Genomic DNA, 15,483 nt, shown 5'->3' on the forward strand with positions numbered 1-15,483 from the left:
TCAGGCGGGCTCCTCGTCAGGCGGAATCGTGGCACCGGCCGGGTTTCCGGTGCTCTTCTCCGTGTCGATCGCCTGCTGAAGAAGGACAACAGCGGCTATCTGATCCACAATGCTACGAGAGTTCTTCTGAGTTCTCCCGGAGGACCGCAAAGCCGCATGCGCGGTGACGGTGCTCAGGCGCTCGTCGACGAGGCGCACCGACACCCCTCCACGCTGCTGGAGGGTCTCGGCGAACTCGCGCGCGTCGGTGGTCGACGCCGTATCGGCACCCTGCATGTTCACGGGCAGCCCGACGACGAACTCGAGGACGTCGTAGTCGCCCGCGATCTCCAGGATCCGGGTGATCGAGTTCTCCCCGCGCGGAACGGTCTCGACGGGCACGGCCAGCATGCCGTCGGGGTCGCATCGCGCGACCCCGACCCTGGCCCGGCCCACATCGATGCCGATGCGGACACCGCGGCGGAAGCCGCTCACGCGACGTGCAGCTCCTGGGAGATGGCCTCCAGTGCGGCAGGCAGCGCCGCAGCATCCGCCCCACCACCCTGGGCGACGTCATCACGACCGCCGCCACCCCCGCCGAGCACGCCGGCGGCGCGCTTCGCGAGCGCTCCCGCCTTGGCTCCCGCGGTGCGCGCGGCGTCGTTCGTCGCGACGACGACGACCGGGCGGCCGTTGACGACCGCGCCGAGAGCGACGACCGCAGCATCCGATCCCAGACGATCGCGTACACCGATCACGATGTCGCGTACGTCGTCGGCCGAGGCGACTTCACCGAGCGACTGCGAAGCCACCAGGAACGATCCGACCCGTTGGGCGGCATCAGCGATCGCCGGTACCTGCCCGGCGCGCTCCTTGGCCTCGAACTGCGCGATGCGCTTCTCGGCGGCCTTCAGGCTCGCGGCGAGATCGGCGATGCGCTCGGGAAGCTGCTCACGCGGCGTCTTCAGCGAAGACGTGAGCTGCGACACGAGTGCGCGCTCGGCGGCCAGTTCCCGGAAGGCGTCGGCGCCGACCAGAGCCTCGATACGGCGGTTGGATGCTCCGACCGACGACTCGGCGACGACGCTGACGAGGCCGATCTCGGCGCTGGAGGCCACGTGCGTGCCGGCGCAGAGCTCGCGGGACCACGGACCGCCGATGTCGACCATACGCACGACCTCGCCGTACTTCTCGCCGAAGAGCGCCATCGCGCCCGCTTCCTTGGCCTCGTCGAGCGACACGATGCGTGTGGTCACCTCGAGGGCGTCCTGCACAGCACGGTTCGCGATCTCCTCGATCTCCGAACGCGTCTCACCTGACAGCGCCTGCGACCAGGAGAAGTCGAAGCGCATGTAGCCGGCGCGGTTCAACGATCCGGCCTGCGTGGCGGTGGAACCCAGCGTGTCGCGGAGCGCGGCGTGCACGAGATGCGTCGCGGAGTGCGCCTGGCGTGCGGCACGGCGGTTCGCCGCGTCGACGACCGTGGTCGCCGCGTCGTCGACCGCGACTGTCCCGCGCGTGACCTCGACCGTGTGGCTGATGAGGCCGGGCACGGGGCGCTGCACGTCGAGCACTTCGAGTTCGAAGCCCGGTCCGACGATCGTGCCCTTGTCGGCGACCTGCCCGCCCGATTCGGCGTACAGGGTCGTCTCGGCGAGCACGACCTCCGCGATCTGACCCTCGGCCGCGCTGCGCACGACCGCGCCATCGACGAGGATGCCGAGAATGCGTGATTCCACCTCGAGGGCGGTGTAGCCGTCGAAGCCCGTCTCACCGAGCGCGCGGAGGTCGCGGTACACCGAGACGTCGGCGAGCTGGCGCTTGCGGTTGCGGGCGTCGTCCTTCGCGCGCTGACGCTGCTCCTGCATGAGAGCGTCGAACGCGGTGCGGTCGACATCGAGACCGGCCTCTTCGGCGACCTCGAGAGTGAGGTCGATCGGGAAGCCGTACGTGTCATGCAACAGGAAGGCTTCGGGACCGCTCAGGGTCTTTCCACCACCCTGCTTGGTCTGGTCGAGCGCGAGGTCGAGGATGGTCGAGCCGGACGCGAGCGTGCGGCGGAAGGTCTCCTCCTCGGCGAAGGCGGATGCCGAGAGCGTCGCCCAATCGGACTCCAGCACCGGGTAGGCCGACTTCATCGCATCGCGCGACGTCGCGAAGAGCTCCGGGAAGACGGGCTCGTCGACGCCGAGCAGGCGCATCGAGCGCACAGTGCGACGCATCAGGCGCCGGAGGATGTAGCCGCGTCCTTCGTTGGAGGGGCGGACGCCGTCGGAGAGGAGCATGAGCGACGACCGGACATGGTCGGCGATGACGCGGAAACGGACGTCGTCTTCGTGAACCGCCCCGTACTTGCGACCGGAGAGCTCCACGGCGCGATCGAGCACCGGACGCACCTGGTCGCTCTCATACATGTTCTCGACGCCCTGCTTGAGGAACGCGACGCGCTCGAGCCCCATGCCGGTGTCGATGTTCTTCATCGGCAGCTCGCCGACGATGTCGAACTCGGTCTTTCCTCGGATGTTCTCGATGAAGTCCTGCATGAACACGAGGTTCCAGATCTCCAGGAAGCGCGAGTCGTCGACCGCAGGACCGCCGTCCTTGCCATAGGCCGGACCACGATCGAAGAAGATCTCGGAGTCAGGACCACCGGGGCCGGGCTGGCCGGTGTTCCAGTAGTTGTCCGCCCGTCCGAGCCGCTGGATGCGCTCCGGCTTCAGTCCGATGATGTCGCGCCAGATCGCCTCGGCCTCGTCGTCGGTCTCGTAGACGGTGACCCACAGGTCCTTCTCGTCGAAGCCGAGGCCGCCGTCGGACTCGGAGGTCGTCAGCAGCTCCCAGGCGTAGCGGATCGCGCCCTCTTTGAAGTAGTCGCCGAACGACCAGTTGCCCAGCATCTGGAAGAACGTGCCGTGGCGTGCCGTGCGGCCGACCTCTTCGATGTCGTTGGTGCGGATGCACTTCTGCAGATCGGCGACGCGGGGATGCGGCGCGGGGACGACACCCGTGAGGTACGGGATCATCGGCACCATTCCGGCGACCGTGAACAGCAGGGAGGGGTCGTCGCTGACCAGCGAGGCCGAGGGGACGATGAGATGGTCGTTCTTCTCGAAGAAGTCGAGGTAACGCTGCGCGATCTCCGCAGTTTTCATAGAGTGCCGGGTGTCCTTGCGTGAAGATGCAGCGCCGAGGCGCGGCGAGGGTTCAGTTGTCGCCCGGCTCTGTGAGCCGTGCCTCCTGCTCGCGGTAGGCGTCGCCCAGGGCCGCCGTGAATCCGTTGATCCTGGCGTCCACTTCGGCGAGGATGTCGTGACCACGCGGGTCCTTGTTCATGAAATGAGCAGCGACGAAGCCGCCGATCAGACCGATCAGGAACCACCGCATGTTCTTCATGTCGTCATCCTTGCCCTTGATCCGCGAAGGCGCGGTTTCACCATCGTATGCGCAAACGACAGGAGGCGTCGGGTTGCCCCGACGCCTCCTGCGTGATTGCGCGTGATGCGCGTGAGTCAGCGAGCCGCGTAGTACTCGACGACGAGCTGCACTTCACAGGTCACGGGGACCTCGGCGCGCTTCGGACGACGAACCAGGCGAGCCTGGAGCTTGTCGAGCTCGACCTCGAGGTAGCCGGGAACGGGAGGCAGGACCTCGGCGTGACCGCCGGCGGCTGCGACCTGGAAGGGCTCGGTGCCCTCGCTCTTGGCCTTGACGTGGATGAGCTGACCCGGCTTCACGCGGAACGACGGGCGGTCGACGAGCTGGCCGTCGACGAGGATGTGACGGTGCACGACGAGCTGGCGAGCCTGTGCAGTGGTGCGGGCGAAGCCCGAACGCACGACGAGAGCGTCGAGACGCATCTCGAGGAGCTCGACCAGGTTCTCACCGGTCAGGCCGTCGAGGCGACGGGCCTCGTTGAACGTGTTGCGCATCTGCTTCTCGCGGATGCCGTACTGCTCGCGAAGACGCTGCTTCTCACGCAGACGGACGGCGTAGTCGCTGTCTGCCTTGCGCTTGGTGCGGCCGTGCTCACCCGGAGCGTAGGGACGCTTCTCGAGGTAGCGGGCGGCCTTCGGGGTGAGCGGGATGCCGAGGGCACGGCTCAGACGCACCTTGCGGCGGTCCTGGGACTTCGTGGTCACGAAGCTGTCCTTCCGATGACGTGGTCGCGTCTTTCACGACTCACGGACGTATCGTCCGCGTTCTGCCTTGGAGCGCACGCCGGGGCGCCAGCAAGGTGGGGTGTGAACGAGGAGATGCCCGAAAACACGGTTTCGAGCCGATCAAGTCTAACAGATCGCGTTACTGCTCAACGATCACCGAGAATCCGACGGATCCGCTCCAGGCGGGAGGCGATGTCGCGTTCGGCGCCGAGCGCCTTGGGCTCGTAGTAGTGCCTGCCGTCGAGCTCGTCCGGGAGGTACTGCTGGGGCACGACGCCGTACTCGCTGTCGTGCGAGTAGACGTAGCCCTTCCCGTGGCCCAGGCGCTTGGCGCCCGGGTAGTGCGCGTCGCGGAGATGCAGCGGCACACGGCCGAATCCCCCGGCGCGGATGTCGGCGATCGCGGCATCGATCCCGACGTACGCGGCATTCGACTTGGCTGTGGTGGCGAGGTAGACGGTGGCCTCGGCAAGCGGGATGCGCCCCTCCGGCATGCCGATGAAGGCCACGGCATCCGCTGCTGCCACTGCGATCACCAGCCCCTGGGGGTCGGCCAGACCGACGTCTTCGGATGCCGAGATCACCAGGCGTCGCGCGATGAACCGGGGGTCCTCCCCCGCCTCGATCATGCGCGCCAGGTAGTGCAGCGCAGCATCCGGGTCTGACCCTCTGATCGACTTGATGAACGCGCTGATCACGTCGTAGTGCTCGTCACCCTGCCGGTCGTAGCGCAGCAGAGCCTTGTCGACGGCCTGCGCGACATCGTCGGCCGACACCTCGGGCGGCGCAGCGTCGTCGGTCTTCTTCTTGCCCTTCGTCTTCGCGTTCGGACCCGACGCATGCGAGAGAGCCACCGCCGCGCCGGCTTCGAGCCCGGTGAGGGCGCGCCGGGCGTCGCCGGACGCGAGACGGATGAGGGCCGAACGTGCTTCCGCGCTCAGGACCACCGTGCCGTTGAGACCGCGCGCGTCTTCGACCGCGCGGTCGACCAGCAGCCCGATGTCATCGTCGGTGAGCGGCTGGAGAGTGAGCAGCAGGGAACGCGAGAGCAAAGGAGAGATCACCGAGAAGGAGGGGTTCTCGGTCGTCGCGGCGATCAGGATCACCCAGCCGTTCTCCACTCCCGGCAGCAACGCGTCTTGCTGAGCCTTCGTGAACCGGTGGATCTCGTCGAGGAAGAGAATCGTCGTCTGCCCGTAGAGGTCGCGCTGGGTGATGGCCTCCTGCATCACCTCGCGCACGTCCTTGACTCCGGCCGTGATCGCCGAGAGCTCGACGAAACGCCGTCCGGACGAACGGGCGATCGCCTGCGCGAGCGTGGTCTTCCCCGTCCCCGGGGGGCCCCAGAGGATGATGGACACCGCTCCGGGAGAGGTCGCGTCCGGGTCGGCCAGCGCCACGATGGGTGATCCGGCGCGAAGAAGATGACGTTGGCCCGCGACTTCATCGAGCGACACGGGACGCATGCGCACGGCGAGGGGCGTCTGCCCGGAGAGCAGTGCGGCAGGGGACGTCATCCCTCCAGGCTACTGGCGGGTCACGACACTGACGCAACGCTCAGCACACCCCGGTCGCGACGGTAGGCTCTCAGGCGACGTCGAGCGCAGACTTCGAGCGCAGCAGCACGGAATGGGAGACCCAGGGCATGGCCGCACGCGGTTCCAGAGGCACACGGCAGGAGCGCACCCAGGCGGAGCGCACTCGACTGCACACCGCGCGCACGATCTGGCATCAGAGCCAGATCCGTCGCCGGGTGAGAGACAACGCCGTCGCTTCGATCGTCGGAGCCCTCATCGTCATTGCAGCCATCGGCAGCCAGGTCGTGCACGCGCAGGTGACCGCACCGGAACCCACCCCCTCGCCGACGCCGACGGTCGAACCGTCGACCGAGCCGTCCGAGACGCCGTCCGAGACGCCGGTTCCGATCCCGTCGGACACCCCTGCCGAGTGACCAGCGCCCTCTCACACGACCGGCGCTGATCTGAGAGCTTCGCCCCGCCGCATAGCGGCCATCAGGTGTCAATACTCGATGACCGACAGACGGTACCCGCGCTTCACCACGGTCTGCACGAGATCCACACCGCCCAGCGCCTCGCGAAGCCGCGCGACAGCGACCTCGACCGCATGTCCGTTGCGGTCGCCGCCCGGCAGCACACGCGCGATCTCGGCGCGGGAGAGCACCCGACCGCCCGCCACGAACAGCGCCTCGATGAGTCGCGCGGCGGTGTGAGAGAGCGGCACGAAGCGCTCATCGATGAGGACTCCCCCGCTGCGCACTTCCAACCGGCCGGCATCCGTCGGCAGGGACGGTGCACGACCGCCGCCGAAATGTGCGATCACGCATCGCGCGAGCGAACCGAGCCGACCGCGGTCCGCGATCGTCGTCTGCAGGTCTGCCGCAAAGAGCGGACCGGCGGTGATCGGACCGACGGCGGCGAGGAGGAGCCTCCCGCTCGCAGCGCGGCGGCGGATGTCGTCGAGGACGCCCGCGCTCTCGGCGACGGCGAGCCAGGATGCCGCGCCGGGAGCGGAGGTGAACAGCACGGCATCCGCTTCTCCCCCGCCGGCCTGCAGAGCCGAGCGTCTGACGACTTCCGGATCCGGCGGCGGCCCCCAGCGATACACCGTGACACTCACGACGTCTGCGCCGGCACCGGCGAGGAGCTCGTCGAGACCATCGGCCCCGGCGCCATGGTGCTGGACGACGATCCGCTTGCCGCTGATCCCCGAGGAGAGCAAGTACTCGCCCACCTCCGCCGCCGTCTCCGACTCCGCCACCCAATCGGCGGTGAACCCCGCCTGTTGGATCGCGCCGTGCGCCTTGGGGCCGCGCGCGACGAACTGCGCACCTCGCAGCGCCCGGACGATGCCCTCATCGAGGCCGTGCTCATGCGCGGCATCCATCCACCCGCGGAAGCCGACGCCGGTCGTCACGACCACGATGTCCGGAGGCTCCACGATGAGCTGCTCCGTCCGGCGCATCAACTCGGCGTCATCGGCGTTCGCGACGATGCTCAGCGCGGGAGCGCGGTGCACGTGCGCGCCGCGGCGCTCCAGCGCGGTCGCGAGGTCGATCGATCGGCGATCGGCGGCCACGATGATCGTGCAACCGGCGAGAGCGGATTCGAGGGTCGGTGCTTTCGTCACGCCGACCTCTCCGCGAACTGGGACGCCGTGGGCAGCAGCAGCCCGGCGCGCGCGACGTCGCCGATCACGATCACGGCGGGGTTGATCACGGCGGCCTCCTCTGCGTCGGCCACGATAGCGCCCAGCGTGCTGCGAACCGTGCGCTGTTGCGGCGCATGACCGTTCTCGACGATCGCAACCGGACGATCCGCCGAGACTCCGTGCTGCAACGCGGACATCACGAGGCGTGGCAATGCCGCGACGCCCATCAGCACGACGGTCGTCACCGAAGCGTCGGCCAAGGACGAGAGCGTGCTCTCGGTGAACGGCCCCTGACCGTTCACGACGTGGAGCGCGGAGGCCACGCCCCGATGCGTCACGGGGATCCCGGCGGCCTGCGGCACGGAGATCGCACTGCTGACTCCGGGAGTCACGGTGACGGGGACGCCGGCGGCCTCGCAGGCGAGCACCTCCTCGCCTCCCCGGCCCAGGACGAACGGATCGCCGCCCTTCAACCGCACGACGCGCATCCCGGCGCGGGCGTGGGCGACGAGAAGTGCATTGATCTGAGCCTGCGGTACCGGGTGGTGGCCCGGTTGTTTGCCGACATCGATCACCCGCACGCCCGGGCGCAACTCGGCACGCACCTCATCCGTCGGGCCGAGCCGGTCCGCGATGACCACATCGGCTTCCGCGAGCAGCCGATGGGCGCGCAGAGTCATGAGGTCGGCGGGCCCCGGGCCGCCGCCGATCAGATCGACCCGGCCGACTCGTGTCGCCGCGAATGTGGTGCCGGTCCTGCGCCGACGTCGGCGGAAGAGCGAGATCATGCGCGTTGCTCCGCCGCGTCTTCACCCGCGGAGCCCTCGAGGAACACGTCGCCGTCGACCAGGTGCACGGGCCACACCCGAAGGGCGGCATCCGCCTTGCCCTGGGTTTCGAGGCAGATGCCGGTCCGCAGCTCGAAGATCTGCTTGTGCAGCGGAGAGGCGACCGTGGCCGCGTCTCCTCTGCTCCCCACGATCCCGCGGGAGATCACGTTCGCACCGCTGTACGGGTCGAGATTCGACACGGCGTGCACGCACCCGTCTGGGAGGAGGAAGAGCGCGACCTGCTCACCGCCGTCGAGGAGCGCAGCGCGGCCGCGCTCGACTTCGAGATCTGCGACGGCACAGAGACGCACCAGAGTCGCTTCCGCCAGGATGCCGGTCATCGTCGTACCTCCAGGGCCGTTCCGGCGATCAGAACCGTGCCGGAGCGTCGCTCCTCGACAGTCGCCGGCCGGATCTGCCCGCGCTCCGGGACATACGCGAGCGAGGGGTCCGGCGTGTCAGCGGCATTGACGAACGACCGGAACCTCTCGAGCTTCTGCGGGTCACGTAGTGTCGCGGCCCACTCGTCCTCGTACCGTTCCACGTGCTCGGCCATCGCGGCATCCAGGTCATCGCAGATGCCGAGGCTGTCGTCGAAGACCACGCGGCGGAGTCCGTCCAGACCGCCCTCGACTTCCTCGCACCACGGCGCCGTCCGCTGCAGACGATCGGCCGTGCGGATGTAGTACATGAAGAAGCGGTCGATCGCTCGGATCAAGCCGTCGTCATCCAGATCCGACGCGAAGAGCTGTGCGTGCCGAGGGGTGAACCCGCCGTTCCCTCCGACGTACATGTTCCACCCGGTCTCCGTGGCGATCACGCCGACGTCCTTCCCTCGCGCTTCCGCGCATTCCCTGGCGCACCCCGAGACTCCGAGCTTCAGCTTGTGCGGGGCACGCAGGCCTCGATAGCGCAGCTCCAGCTTCACCGCCATGCCGACCGCGTCGAGGACGCCGAAACGGCACCAGGTCGACCCCACGCACGACTTCACGGTCCGGAGGGACTTGCCGTAGGCGTGGCCGGACTCGAAGCCCGCGTCGACCAGCCGTTCCCAGATCAGAGGCAGTTGCTCGAGCCGTGCGCCGAACATGTCGATGCGCTGCCCGCCGGTGATCTTCGTATAGAGCGCGAAGTCCTTCGCGATCTGCCCGATCGCCAGCAACCCGTCGGGCGTCACCTCGCCGCCCGGCATCCGCGGCACCACCGAGTAGGTCCCGTCCTTCTGCATGTTCGCCATCACGTGGTCGTTGGTGTCCTGCAGCGTGGCGTTCTCGCCGTCGAGCACGTGCGTGCCCACCAATCCCGACAGGATGCTGGCGATCGCCGGCTTGCAGATGTCGCAGCCGCGGCCACGCCCGAAGCGCTCCACGATCGAGCTGAAGGTCGAGAGCTCGGCGACACGCACCGCGTCGAAAAGCTGCCGACGCGACATGTCGAAGTGCTCGCACAGCGCATTCGAGACGGGCTGCCCGAGCTTCGTGAGCTCCTGTCCGACCACCTTCTTGACCATCAGCACGCACGAGCCGCAGGTCGCGCCGGCCTTGGTGCAGCCCTTCACGGCGGCGGCATCGCGGCAGCCCTCGTCGTGCACGGCCTGACGGATCCGGCCGGCGGAGACGTTCGAGCAGGAGCAGACGACGGCCGCATCGGGCAGTTCACCGCCCGGTGCCTCGTTGCCACCCTCAGGCAGGAGATACGCGGCAGGGTCTGCGCCGAGCCTCGCGCCCACCATCGGCCGGAGCGCACCGTATGCACTCGCGTCGCCGATCAGGATGCCGCCGAGCAGCGTCTGCGCGTCGTCGGAGAGCACGAGCTTCTTGTACACACCTGCGACCGGGTCGGCGTAGACGACGTCGAGCGCATCGGGGGTGCGGGCCAGTGCGTCGCCGAAGCTCGCCACATCCACGCCGGACAGCTTGAGCTTCGCGGACTCGTCGTAGCCGGGGAAGCTCGCGTCGCCACCCAGCAACCGGGTCGCGGCGACCTCGGCCATGGCATAGCCCGGCGCCACCAGTCCCACACAGCGGTCTTCGAAGTTTGCGACCTCGCCGATCGCGAGGATGTGGGGATCAGACGTCGAGCATCGCGCATCGATCAGCACGCCGCCGCGGGGATGCACGTCCAGCTCCGCATTGCGCGCGAGCTCGTCACGCGGTCGCACGCCTACCGTGAATACGACGACGTCGGCGCGCTGGAACGAACCGTCCTGGAACTCGAGCGCGGTCACTGCGCCGGACTCGTCCGGATCGAGCCGCGTCGTTCTCGCCTGTGTCCGCACGGTGATGCCCCTCGCCTCGAGCAGCCGCTTCAGCATCCCTCCCCCGGCCTGATCGAGTTGCGCCGACATCAGCCGATCGGAGTACTGCACGACGGTCGTGTCGACATCCAGCCCCTGCAGTGCACCGGCGGCTTCGAGACCCAGCAGCCCGCCTCCGATCACCGCGCCGCGCAGCGGACGGCCGAGGGCGGACGACCGATCGGCCACGAAGTCCCGCAACGCCGCGACGTCGTCGAGCGTGCGGTACACGAAGCATCCGGGCAGATCGGCTCCATCGACCGCGACCCGTGCCGCATAAGACCCGGTGGCGAGGACGAGCGTGTCGTACCCGTAGGTGCGCTTCGAGCGGGTTCGCACCCCACGTCGAGCGCGATCGATGCGCAGGACCCGATCGTTGGAGATCAGTCGCACCCGGGCGTCGGCGAACACCGACCGATCCAGCTCCAGGTCCTCGGGCGACGCGCCGGCGAAGAAGCTCGTCAGACCCACGCGATCGTACGGTCCGCGGCCCTCGTCGCCGATGACGGTGACCCTGACGTCGGCGTCCGCACGACTGAGCAGACTCTCCACGAAACGATGCGCCACCATCCCCGCTCCGACCACCAGGATCTCGTGCGGCGTGGATGAGGTGTCGTTCATGGGGCTCCTGTCGACCGGGGAACTGTCGTGCTGGCGACGATAGGAGCGCCGTGTTTCTCGGACGTGTCGGGCTGTGTTTCGACCGTCGAACGATCTCCTCACAGATCGGTAACGGCGATGTGAGAACAGTGCGACCTCACCCCGCGTGCCGGGCGTACTAGGCTGAGCCTCGTCCTTTCCGCCTCCCGCGGCCCGACCGCGCAAGGAGAATCACGTGTCTGCCACCGAGCCGTCGAAGCCGACTCCGCCCGTTCCCGCACCCCCGGCCAAGCCCATGCCCCGAAAGGCGGCGACCCCGGCCGCCGTCGCACCGGTGACCCCGTCGCCGGCATCCTCCTCGTCTTCCGCGGAATGGGGTCGAGTTTCGGAGGACGGCACCGTCGAAGTTCGTGAGGGCGACGCCTGGCGCGTCGTCGGCCAGTATCCCGACGGAACCCCCGACGAGGCTCTCGCCTACTTCGTGCGCAAGTTCGACGACATCGCCTTCAAGGTGCACGCGCTGGAACAGCGCCAGCAGTCCGGTGGCGCTTCGGCGAGCGATCTCGCCAAGCAGGCCGGCCACCTGATCGACGAAGCGACGGATGCCGCCTCCGTCGGCGACCTCGCCGGACTCCGCGACCGCCTGAACGCTCTCACCGCGTCGCTGTCGGAGGCGACCGAGCAGGAGGCGCAGCAGGCCAAGGAGCTCGTCGACAAGGCGATCGCCGAGCGCACCGAACTCGTCGAGCGTGCCGAGGCGATCGCTGCCCGCGACCTCAGCAAGGTGCAGTGGAAGCAGGTCACCGCAGAGCTCGGTGAGCTCTTCGACACCTGGCAGGCCCAGCAGCAGAACGGCCCGCGCCTGTCGAAGGGCATCTCGCAGCAGCTCTGGAAGCGATTCCGCGACGCTCGCGCGATCGTCGACAAGCAGCGACGTGCGTTCTATTCGGAACTCGACGACGTGCACAAGTCCGCACGCGATGCGAAGTCCCGCCTGGTCGAACGTGCCGAGGCCCTCGCGCCGCGCGGCACCGACGGCATCCCGGCCTACCGCACCCTGCTCGACGAGTGGAAGGCCGCCGGTCGCGCCGGACGCAAGGCCGACGACGCACTGTGGGCGAAGTTCAAGGCCGCCGGCGACGCGCTCTACGCGGCCCGCGCCGAGCAGTCCGCGGCAGAAGAGGCCGAGTCCGCGCCGAAGATCGAGGCACGCGAAGCGCTGCTCGAAGAGGCCAAGGCCGTGGCGGACGAGTCGAACATCAAGCGGGCTCGCTCGCTGCTCACGCGCATCCAGCACCAGTGGGATGAGCTCGGTCGGGTGTTCCCGCGTGAGAAGGAGCGTGCACTCGACGATCGGCTCCGCGTGATCGAGCAGGCCCTGAAGGCTCGCGAGGAAGTCGACTGGAAGAAGAACAACCCGGAGACGAAGGCGCGCGCGAACGACATGAGCTCGCAACTGCTCGAGGCGATCGAGAAGCTCGAAGCCGAGCTCGCCGCCGCCGAGAAGGCCGGCGACAAGAAGGCGGCCAAGGAAGCGGCCGACGCACTCGAAGCACGCCGTACCTGGCTGAGCGCGCTCGGCAGCTGACCGGGTTCTCCACAGACAGCACGCGACACCTCGAACGCGGGGTGCACTGCGCCACACTGGCGTGATGCACCCCGCGTTCCTGTATCTGCCCAGTGGTCGGCTGAGCCTTGCCGAACTGAGCGCGGCACGGATCGACGGGCATGTCGTCGACATCGGCGACGCGTACTTCCCCGCCGACCTCGTGGAGGGCCCCGATGTGCGTGCCAGCTCTCTGGCGACCCTCGTGCGTCCCGGCATGGCCGCCTCCGGTCCGTCAGCCGCCTGGATCCACGGAGCCGGCGACTCTCCCCCGGCCGTTCACCACGTCAAACGCGCGGTCGACAGACGACTCCGCGCGCGCACCAGCACCCGGCTCGTCTTCCACGACACGGTGCTCCCGGCATCCGACCAGCAGTCGATCGGCGGAATCGCGGTGTCGACGCCGGTCCGTACGATGCTCGACCTCGCCACGGGCCTGCATCGCGATCCGCGGATGCTGCCGTGGATGAACCTTCTCGCCGGCGTCGACCCGGACCTCCCCGAGGAGGCCGCGACAAGGCTCGGCGAGATGCAGCGAGTGCCGGGCAGCCGAGTCGGCAGTGCGGCCCTGGAGCGGCTGGCTCTCAGGACGAGGTGACGCGGTAGACGTCGTAGACGGCGTCGATCCGACGCACCGCGTTGAGGACGCGGTCCAGGTGCACGGCGTCGCCCATCTCGAACACGAATCGGCTGAGCGCCAGACGCTCGTCGTTCGTGGTGACCGTCGCCGACAGGATGTTGACGTGGTGCTCGCTGAGCACCCGGGTCACATCGGAGAGCAAGCCGGAGCGGTCGAGTGCCTCCACCTGAATCTGCACGCGGAACACGCTCTTGGTGGTCGGCGCCCAGGACACGTCGACGAAACGGTCCTGCTCGGAGCCGAGCGCCTTCACGTTCACACAGTCGGCGCGGTGCACCGAGACACCGCTGCCGCGGGTCACAAAGCCGACGATCGGATCGCCGGGAACCGGGGTACAGCACTTGGCGAGCTTCACGAGGATGTCGGAGGCTCCGCGGACGAGAACGCCCGAGTCACCGGAACGCGGCTCTCGTGTAGGAACGCTGCCAGGAACTTCGGCCGCCTCCGTCGCCGGATCGTTCGCGGCGACCTGGGCCGTGACCTTCTCGAGCACCGACTGCGTCGAGACGTGTCCCTCGCCGACGGCCGCGTACAGGGCCGAGACGTCTTCGTAGTGGAGCTGGTGAGCGACCTCGGCGAACGAGTCCTGGCTCATCAGCTTCTGCAGCGGGAGGTTCTGACGACGCATCGCGCGGGCGATGGCCTCCTTGCCCTGCTCGATCGCCTCTTCGCGACGCTCCTTCGTGAACCAGCCGCGGATCTTGTTGCGTGCTCGCGTGCTGGCCACGAAGCCCAGCCAGTCCTGGCTCGGCCCGGCATCCGGGTTCTTCGAGGTGAACACCTCGACGACGTCGCCGCTCTTGATCTCGGACTCCAGCGGCACCAGACGCCCGTTGACCTTGGCACCCATCGTGCGGTGGCCGATCTCGGTGTGCACGGCGTACGCGAAATCGACCGGGGTCGCGCCGGCCGGAAGGCCGATCACGCGGCCCTTCGGCGTGAAGACGTAGACCTCTTTCGCGCCGATCTCGAAGCGGAGGGAGTCGAGGAACTCGCCGGGGTCGGCCGTCTCGGCCTGCCAGTCGGAGATGTGCGCGAGCCAGGCCATGTCGGTGTCGGAGGCGCGGACCTCGGTCTTGCCACCGCCGTTCATCCGCTCCTTGTACATCCAGTGAGCGGCGACGCCGTACTCCGCCTGGTGGTGCATCTCGTGGGTGCGGATCTGGATCTCGACGGTGCGGCCGGCGGGGCCGATCACGGTCGTGTGCAGCGACTGGTACAGGTTGAACTTGGGGGTCGCGATGTAGTCCTTGAACCGGCCGGGAAGCGGCGTCCAGCGGGCGTGGATCGCGCCGAGCACGGCGTAGCAGTCGCGAACAGAAGCGACCAGTACGCGGATGCCGATGAGATCGTAGATGTCGTCGAACTCGCGGCCTCGCACGACCATCTTCTGATAGACCGAGTAGAGCTGCTTGGGGCGGCCGACGACCTTGCCGCGGATGCGCAGGTCACGCAGATCTTCGTCGATCTCCTCGACGACCTGGGCCAGGTACTTCTCGCGCTGCGGAGTGCGCTGGGCGATCAGACTGTGGATCTCGTTGTAGATCTTCGGGTGGAGCACCGCGAAGGAGAGATCTTCGAGCTCCGACTTGATGGCCTGGATACCGAGACGATTCGCCAGCGGGGCGTATATCTCGAGAGTCTCCTTGGCCTTCTTCGCCGCCTTCTCGGGCGGGACGAAGCCCCAGGTGCGGGCATTGTGCAGGCGGTCGGCGAGCTTGATGAGCAGCACCCGGATGTCCTTCGACATCGCGACGATCATCTTGCGGACCGTCTCGGCCTGCGCGCTCTCGCCGTACTTGACCTTGTCGAGCTTGGTGACGCCGTCGACGAGCATCGCGACCTCGTCGCCGAACTCGGCCGTGAGGTCGGTCAGCGCATAGCCGGTGTCTTCGACGGTGTCGTGCAACAGCGCCGCCGCGATCGCGCGCGGCCCGAGGCCGAGCTCGGCGAGGATCTGCGCCACGGCGAGCGGATGCGTGATGTACGGCTCACCGCTCTGCCGCTTCTGACCCTCGTGCTTCTCCTTGGCGACCGCATACGCGCGCTCGATCACCGGGAAGTCACCGCGGGGGTGATTCGCACGAACAGTGCGGATCAGGTTGTCGAGGTCGTTGATCCGGGACGCGCGGGAGAAGATACGGGGCACCAGTCGTCGCAGACTGGAACCCTGCGATGACGTCTGCGGCTCCGCCATCCACTCA

13 protein-coding genes are annotated in these 15,483 nt (G+C 68.3%); 3 read left to right on the forward strand and 10 right to left on the reverse strand.

Translation table 11 applies throughout. The features are described 5' to 3' along the window. From ruvX to V5D55_RS16165, 5 genes are all read right to left on the reverse strand, one after another. Positions 1-474 carry a Holliday junction resolvase RuvX gene (gene ruvX / locus V5D55_RS16145; protein ID WP_435744911.1) on the reverse strand — a complete coding sequence of 158 codons (474 nt, stop codon included), beginning with the start codon at positions 472-474 and terminating at the stop codon, positions 1-3. Continuing rightward, positions 471-3,131, reverse strand: a complete 2,661-nt coding sequence (gene alaS, locus V5D55_RS16150) for an alanine--tRNA ligase (RefSeq protein ID WP_435744913.1) — start codon at positions 3,129-3,131, stop codon at positions 471-473. The genes ruvX and alaS overlap by 4 nt, the downstream gene beginning before the upstream one ends. A gap of 52 nt (positions 3,132-3,183) precedes the next feature. Beyond that, on the reverse strand, positions 3,184-3,372 hold the full coding sequence (locus tag V5D55_RS16155) for a hypothetical protein (RefSeq protein WP_307373959.1): 189 nt from the start codon (positions 3,370-3,372) through the stop codon (positions 3,184-3,186). Positions 3,373-3,488: 116 nt separating this feature from the next. After that, positions 3,489-4,118 carry a 30S ribosomal protein S4 gene (rpsD, locus tag V5D55_RS16160; RefSeq protein ID WP_105721277.1) on the reverse strand — a complete coding sequence of 210 codons (630 nt, stop codon included), beginning with the start codon at positions 4,116-4,118 and terminating at the stop codon, positions 3,489-3,491. A 167-nt stretch (positions 4,119-4,285) separates the two neighbouring features. Next, positions 4,286-5,656, reverse strand: a complete 1,371-nt coding sequence (locus V5D55_RS16165; protein ID WP_435744916.1) for a replication-associated recombination protein A — start codon at positions 5,654-5,656, stop codon at positions 4,286-4,288. Between the two features lie 128 nt (positions 5,657-5,784). Here V5D55_RS16165 and V5D55_RS16170 point away from each other — a divergent pair, with 128 nt between their 5' ends. After that, positions 5,785-6,090, forward strand: a complete 306-nt coding sequence (locus V5D55_RS16170; RefSeq protein WP_435744918.1) for a hypothetical protein — start codon at positions 5,785-5,787, stop codon at positions 6,088-6,090. 68 nt (positions 6,091-6,158) lie between these two features. Here the strand turns inward: V5D55_RS16170 and V5D55_RS16175 are convergent, their stop codons facing one another. From V5D55_RS16175 to nirB, 4 genes are read right to left on the reverse strand one after another with little or no spacing between them, the layout of a single operon-like run. Further along, positions 6,159-7,286, reverse strand: coding sequence for a uroporphyrinogen-III synthase (locus tag V5D55_RS16175; protein WP_435744920.1), 1,128 nt, complete (start codon positions 7,284-7,286; stop codon positions 6,159-6,161). Further along, entirely contained in the window at positions 7,283-8,095 is an 813-nt protein-coding gene (gene cobA, locus V5D55_RS16180; protein ID WP_435744922.1) for a uroporphyrinogen-III C-methyltransferase, read from the reverse strand. The genes V5D55_RS16175 and cobA overlap by 4 nt, the downstream gene beginning before the upstream one ends. After that, a complete protein-coding gene (gene nirD / locus V5D55_RS16185; RefSeq protein WP_435744924.1) occupies positions 8,092-8,478 on the reverse strand; it encodes a nitrite reductase small subunit NirD in 387 nt (128 codons plus the stop codon). Before nirD ends, cobA begins: the two co-directional genes overlap by 4 nt. Continuing rightward, positions 8,475-11,054, reverse strand: coding sequence for a nitrite reductase large subunit NirB (nirB, locus tag V5D55_RS16190; RefSeq protein ID WP_435744926.1), 2,580 nt, complete (start codon positions 11,052-11,054; stop codon positions 8,475-8,477). Before nirB ends, nirD begins: the two co-directional genes overlap by 4 nt. Before the next feature lie 214 nt (positions 11,055-11,268). Between nirB and V5D55_RS16195 the strand changes: the two genes are divergently transcribed. Further along, positions 11,269-12,621 carry a DUF349 domain-containing protein gene (locus V5D55_RS16195; RefSeq protein ID WP_435744928.1) on the forward strand — a complete coding sequence of 451 codons (1,353 nt, stop codon included), beginning with the start codon at positions 11,269-11,271 and terminating at the stop codon, positions 12,619-12,621. Positions 12,622-12,685: 64 nt separating this feature from the next. Beyond that, positions 12,686-13,237, forward strand: coding sequence for a type IV toxin-antitoxin system AbiEi family antitoxin (locus V5D55_RS16200; RefSeq protein WP_435744931.1), 552 nt, complete (start codon positions 12,686-12,688; stop codon positions 13,235-13,237). Here V5D55_RS16200 and V5D55_RS16205 read toward each other — a convergent pair. Further along, positions 13,224-15,476 carry a RelA/SpoT family protein gene (locus V5D55_RS16205; protein ID WP_435744933.1) on the reverse strand — a complete coding sequence of 751 codons (2,253 nt, stop codon included), beginning with the start codon at positions 15,474-15,476 and terminating at the stop codon, positions 13,224-13,226. The two genes, V5D55_RS16200 and V5D55_RS16205, sit on opposite strands and share 14 nt — an antisense overlap. Positions 15,477-15,483: the final 7 nt, after the last annotated feature.

Source organism: Microbacterium sp. PMB16 (assembly GCF_051294855.1).
Taxonomy (GTDB): Bacteria; Actinomycetota; Actinomycetes; order Actinomycetales; family Microbacteriaceae; genus Microbacterium.